General features: G+C 67.2%; 5 protein-coding genes and 1 tRNA gene. 2 read left to right on the plus strand and 4 right to left on the minus strand.

The window, feature by feature from the left end; translation table 11 throughout:
- Positions 1-193 precede the first annotated feature (193 nt).
- Positions 194-268: transfer RNA gene (locus VJ655_RS12145), tRNA-Lys, on the minus strand.
- 127 nt (positions 269-395) lie between these two features.
- Here VJ655_RS12145 and VJ655_RS12150 point away from each other — a divergent pair.
- Positions 396-1,091 (plus strand): hypothetical protein, encoded by a 696-nt coding sequence (locus VJ655_RS12150; protein WP_414646975.1) that lies wholly within the window; start codon positions 396-398, stop codon positions 1,089-1,091.
- Here VJ655_RS12150 and tgt read toward each other — a convergent pair.
- Both tgt and queA read right to left on the minus strand, forming a co-directional pair.
- Entirely contained in the window at positions 1,085-2,200 is a 1,116-nt protein-coding gene (gene tgt, locus VJ655_RS12155; RefSeq protein ID WP_324111395.1) for a tRNA guanosine(34) transglycosylase Tgt, read from the minus strand. The genes VJ655_RS12150 and tgt overlap by 7 nt on opposite strands.
- Positions 2,200-3,306, minus strand: coding sequence for a tRNA preQ1(34) S-adenosylmethionine ribosyltransferase-isomerase QueA (gene queA / locus VJ655_RS12160; protein ID WP_324111397.1), 1,107 nt, complete (start codon positions 3,304-3,306; stop codon positions 2,200-2,202). Before queA ends, tgt begins: the two co-directional genes overlap by 1 nt.
- 140 nt (positions 3,307-3,446) lie before the next feature.
- Between queA and VJ655_RS12165 the strand changes: the two genes are divergently transcribed.
- Positions 3,447-4,430, plus strand: coding sequence for an endonuclease/exonuclease/phosphatase family protein (locus tag VJ655_RS12165; RefSeq protein ID WP_324111399.1), 984 nt, complete (start codon positions 3,447-3,449; stop codon positions 4,428-4,430).
- A 52-nt stretch (positions 4,431-4,482) separates the two neighbouring features.
- Here VJ655_RS12165 and VJ655_RS12170 read toward each other — a convergent pair.
- Positions 4,483-4,770: peptidylprolyl isomerase (locus VJ655_RS12170; RefSeq protein ID WP_324111402.1), on the minus strand; the 288-nt coding region annotated here is incomplete at its 5' end.

Genomic DNA, 4,770 nt, shown 5'->3' on the forward strand with positions numbered 1-4,770 from the left:
GTCGTGAAAACTGAGCCGCTTAAATCTCTACCACGACAATGGGGCAAACGAGAAAAGCCCGGCCGGGGATGGAGAAAAACTGGTCGACGCCGATAGGCCAAACCTCGAAGGCCTGCTGGCGGGCGTCGGCGAAGGAAGCGGATGGCTGGTCGAAGCCATCGCCGCAGAGCCTATACGGATCAAGGATTTGAATTGGTAGGCCGGGTGGGGTTCGAACCCACGACCATTCGATTAAAAGTCGAATGCTCTACCACTGAGCTACCGGCCCGCTCACGATCCGGCGGGGACCGGTGGAAGCGGCGCGGACCATAGTCGGGGGTCGTTGGGCTCGCAAGCATGGTTTCGCCGTTTTTCCGGCCGACAGTGGTAAAGCTGTGAGCGGGTTGGGGTGAGTCATGCGTAGAACCTTGCTTTTGGCGGTCGTGATGACCGTGGCGGCGGCGAACGTGGCCATGGCGCGCCAACAGAACCCTCCCCCCGTTTCCGAGCCGGATGAGCGGATCAAGTCGACCTCCGAGGCCAACAAGGAGGGAATCACGGGCGCCATGACCGCGCCGCTGCGCGACGTGAACGTCATCCGCACCAAGATCCCCCGCATCCTGCTCGAGGCGATGGACGATCCCTACAAGCGGCCGAACAAGGCCGATTGCGCGAACCTGATCGCCCTCATCCAGCCGTTGGACGCCGCCCTGGGCGAGGACATCGACAGCAATCCGCCGACCGAGGACGAAGACCTGATGGATCGCGGTCGCAAGGCCGCAGGAGAAGCGGCGCTGGGCGCGGTGGCCAGCGCGGCGCAGGACATGATCCCGATGCGCGGCTGGGTACGGAAGTTGACCGGCGCGGAGCGGCACGACCGCCTGGTGCAGAGCGCCATCGCCTCGGGCGCCGTCCGGCGCGCCTATCTGAAAGGCCTGGGCGAGTCGCGCGGCTGCAATCCGCCGGCCACGCCGCAGCACAAGCCTCCGACGCCGACGCCGGTCGTCGACCCGGGCATGCCGCCGCCGCCCGACCCCTACGGGCCGCGCAAGCCGCGCTTTCCGATCCGCAAGGAGGAAGCGCCAACCGTGCCGAAGGGCCCCGCCTACTGAGGCAAGTGCCGCGCGGCGAAATCGCGGCGGAACTGCTCGAAGCGCTCCTCGGCGATCGCCGCGCGCATGGCCGCCGTCAGGGCCTGGAAGAAGGCGATGTTATGCCAGGATAGCAGCACTTGGCCCAGGATCTCCTCGGCCTTGAACAAATGGCGAAGATAGGCCTTCGAATAGTCGCGGCTGGCGGGGCAGTCGCTGGTCGGATCCAGCGGCGTCTCGTCCTCGGCGTACTTGGCGTTCTTCAGGTTGATAGGCCCGTCCCAGGTCCAGGCCTGACCGTGGCGGCCCGAGCGCGTGGGCAGCACGCAGTCGAACATGTCGACGCCCCGCGCCACGGCCTCCACCAGATCGATCGGCTTGCCCACGCCCATCAGGTAGCGTGGGCGATCTTCCGGCAGCAGGCCCGGCGCGTAGTCCAGAACCTCGCACATCGCCTCATGCCCCTCGCCGACGGCCAGGCCGCCGATGGCGTAGCCGTCGAAGCCGATCTCGCGCAGGCGTTCGGAGGACTCGCGACGCAGGTTCTCGAAGGTCGACCCCTGCTGGATGCCGAACAGCACCTGGCTGTCGCGGGTCCCGAAGGCGTCCTTGGATCGCTTGGCCCAGCGCGCGGAAAGCTCCATGCCCTTGCGCGCCCTCGCTTCCTCGGCCGGCCAGGCCACGCACTCGTCCAGTTGCATGACGATGTCGCTGCCCAAGAGGTCGGCCTGGATCTCGATCGACCGTTCGGGCGTCAGCACGTGCTTGGAGCCGTCGACGTGGCTGGAGAAGGTCACCGCCTCCTCGGTCAGTTTGCTGATGCCTGACAGGCTCATGACCTGGAAGCCGCCGCTGTCGGTCAGGATCGGTTTATCCCAGCGCATGAACTTGTGAAGGCCGCCCAGGCGCGCCACCCGCTCGGCCGAGGGACGCAGCATCAGGTGATAGGTGTTGCCAAGGATGATGTCCGCGCCGGTGTCCTTGACCTGATCGACGGTCAGCGCCTTCACGGTCGCCGCCGTGCCCACCGGCATGAAGGCCGGCGTGCGGATGTCGCCGCGCGGGGTCTTCAGCACCCCGGTGCGCGCCTTGCCGTCGATGGCTTTGATCTCGAAGGGGAACGCGGCCATCAGCGGCTCTCGGTCTCGGCGCGGAACAGCAGGCTGCCGTCGCCATAGGAATAGAAGCGATAGCCCGTCGCGATGGCGTGCTCATAGGCCGCGCGCATCGTCGCCTGGCCGGCGAAGGCGCTGACCAGCATGAACAGTGTCGACTTGGGCAGGTGGAAGTTGGTCATCAGCACGTCGGCGGCGCGGAAGCGGTAGCCGGGCGTGATGAAGATCGCGGTTTCGTCGGCGAAGGGGCGCACCACGCCATCTTCGCCCGTGGCGCTCTCCAGCAGGCGCAGGCTGGTGGTGCCGACGCAGATGATCCGACCGCCAGCGGCGCGTACGTCGTTTAGAGCGTCGGCCACATCGCGCGTCACCTCGCCGTACTCGGCGTGCATCCTGTGCTCGGAGACCTCGTCGGTCTTCACGGGCAGGAAGGTGCCCGCCCCGACGTGCAAGGTCACGAAGTGGGTCGAGACCCCTTCGGCCTTCAACCGCTCCAGTAATTCCGGCGTGAAGTGCAGGCCCGCGGTCGGCGCCGCGACCGAGCCCTCTTCGCGGGCGTAGACGGTCTGGTAGTCGGCGCGGTCGCGCTCGTCCTCGCCGCGCTTGGCGGCGATATAGGGCGGAAGCGGCATGTCGCCGTGACGGGCGATGCCGATGTCCAGGTCCGGCCCGGAAAGGTCGAAGGCCAGCACAACTTCGCCCCCCTCGTGCTTCTCGGCGACGACGGCGTCCAGCCGGTCCAGTTCGCAGGCGCGATCGTCGCGCGCCCCGAACGCGACGCGGTCGCCGACCTTCAGACGCTTGCCCGGGCGCATGAAGGCGCTCCAGCGGCTGGGCGAGAGACGGCGGTGCAGCGTGGCCTCGACGGCGACGGGCGTGCCGTCCGCGCCTCCGGTCGTGCGGCCTTCGCGCAGGCCAGACAAGCGGGCGGGAATGACGCGGGTGTCGTTGAACACCATAGCGTCGCCAGGCCGTAGGAAATCGGGCAGGTGCCGAACGACGTGGTCGGCGAGCGACTGGCCCGGACGCACGACCAGCAGGCGCGCTGCGTCGCGCGGTTCGGCCGGCCGCAGGGCGATCCGGTCCTCGGGCAGATCGAAGTCGAAATCGGAGAGGCGCATGGGCGCGCTTCAAGCGCACGATGGGCCGCGAAGGTCAAGAGACAGGCGGTTCTCGCTCGCCTCGGCGGCATGCGTTGACGAACGTGGACGGGCGGAACTGGCGCGCGCCAATCGTCATCGCGTCATGCTAAGGGCGACTCATGCGTCTCGTCGTCCAGTTGCTGAGCCTCTTCGTCCGCGGCACCGCCCTGATGCTGGGCCTGGTCGGCGCCGGTCTGGCGTTAGCTAGCCTGGGCGGGGCGTTCAGCGACCGTTTCGACGCTCTCACCCACGCCGCGCCGCTATGGCTTGCCATGGGCGTGGGCGCGGTCGTTCTAGGAGGCTTGTTCGCCCGCCAAGCCGAGCGCTGGGTGATGATCGTGCTGGGCCTCGTCGCGATCTGTGCCTGCGCAGTCCTGATGGGGCCGGAAATGTCAGCCGCCTGGCGCTTCAAGCCCGCCGCCATCGCCCCAGGCGACCTGAAGGTCATCCAGTTTAACGCCTGGTACGAAAACCCCTCGCCCGAGAAAAGCGTGGCCTGGATTCTGGCCCAGAACGCGGACGTGGTGATCGTGGAAGAAGGCGGCGGGGGCAACAGAGCCGTGCTCAAAGCGCTCGTTAAGACGTATAACTACGCCTCCTGCTCCAGGGCGGGACTTTGCGAACCTTGGATATTCTCTCGTCGGCGGATAGTCGCTGACGGAACGATCCCGATTGGAACAAAGCGCTTGGCCGCCGGCTGGGCGACCCTCGAAGATCCGGGCGGCCCCTTCACCGTCGTTGGCGTGCATCTCTATTGGCCAGCGCCCGCCGGCCGTCAGCAAGCGCAATCGCGAAAGCTGGTCGATGGCCTGAAGTCCCTCGATCGCCGCAGCCTCATCCTGGCTGGCGACTTCAACTCCACGCCCTGGTCGTTCACGCTCAAACGCCAGGATAAGGCCCTGGGTCTTCGGCGCTGGACGCGCGCCCTGCCCTCGTGGCCGTCGGGTCAGTTTTCGCGCATCGCCGCCGCCCCCGCGCCCTTCCTGCCGATCGATCACGTCTATGCCGGCGACGAATGGCGGGCGATCAAGGTCGAGCGTGGTCCGGCCATCGGTTCGGACCACCGGCCGGTCGTCGTCACCCTGCGGCGCACGCCCAAATAGAAACGGCTCCGGACACGAGGTCCGGAGCCGTGAAAATCGACGGATCGGCCGATTAGGCGTCGGCCGCGATCTTGGCGCTGACGATCTTGCCCGGCTCTTTGGGCGGCTCGCCCTTGGGCAGGGCGTCGACGTGGTCCATGCCTTCGGTCACCTGGCCCCACACGGTGTACTGACCGTCGAGGAAAGTCGCGTCGTCGAACACGATGAAGAACTGGCTATTGGCCGAGTTCGGATCGGGCGTGCGGGCCATCGAGCAGACGCCGCGCACGTGCGGCTCCTTGCTGAACTCGGCCTTGATGTCCGGCTTGTCCGAACCGCCACGACCGGTGCCCGACGGATC

Source organism: Caulobacter sp. (assembly GCF_035254145.1).
GTDB lineage: Bacteria > Pseudomonadota > Alphaproteobacteria > Caulobacterales > Caulobacteraceae > Caulobacter.

Excerpts from the sequence above, each read along its gene's own strand:
- tgt (WP_324111395.1), bottom strand. The coding sequence starts at position 2,200 with ATGGCCGCGTTCCCCTTCGAGATCAAAGCCATCGACGGCAAGGCGCGC.
- queA (WP_324111397.1), bottom strand. The coding sequence starts at position 3,306 with ATGCGCCTCTCCGATTTCGACTTCGATCTGCCCGAGGACCGGATCGCC.
- VJ655_RS12150 (WP_414646975.1), top strand. The coding sequence starts at position 396 with ATGCGTAGAACCTTGCTTTTGGCGGTCGTGATGACCGTGGCGGCGGCG.
- VJ655_RS12165 (WP_324111399.1), top strand. The coding sequence starts at position 3,447 with ATGCGTCTCGTCGTCCAGTTGCTGAGCCTCTTCGTCCGCGGCACCGCC.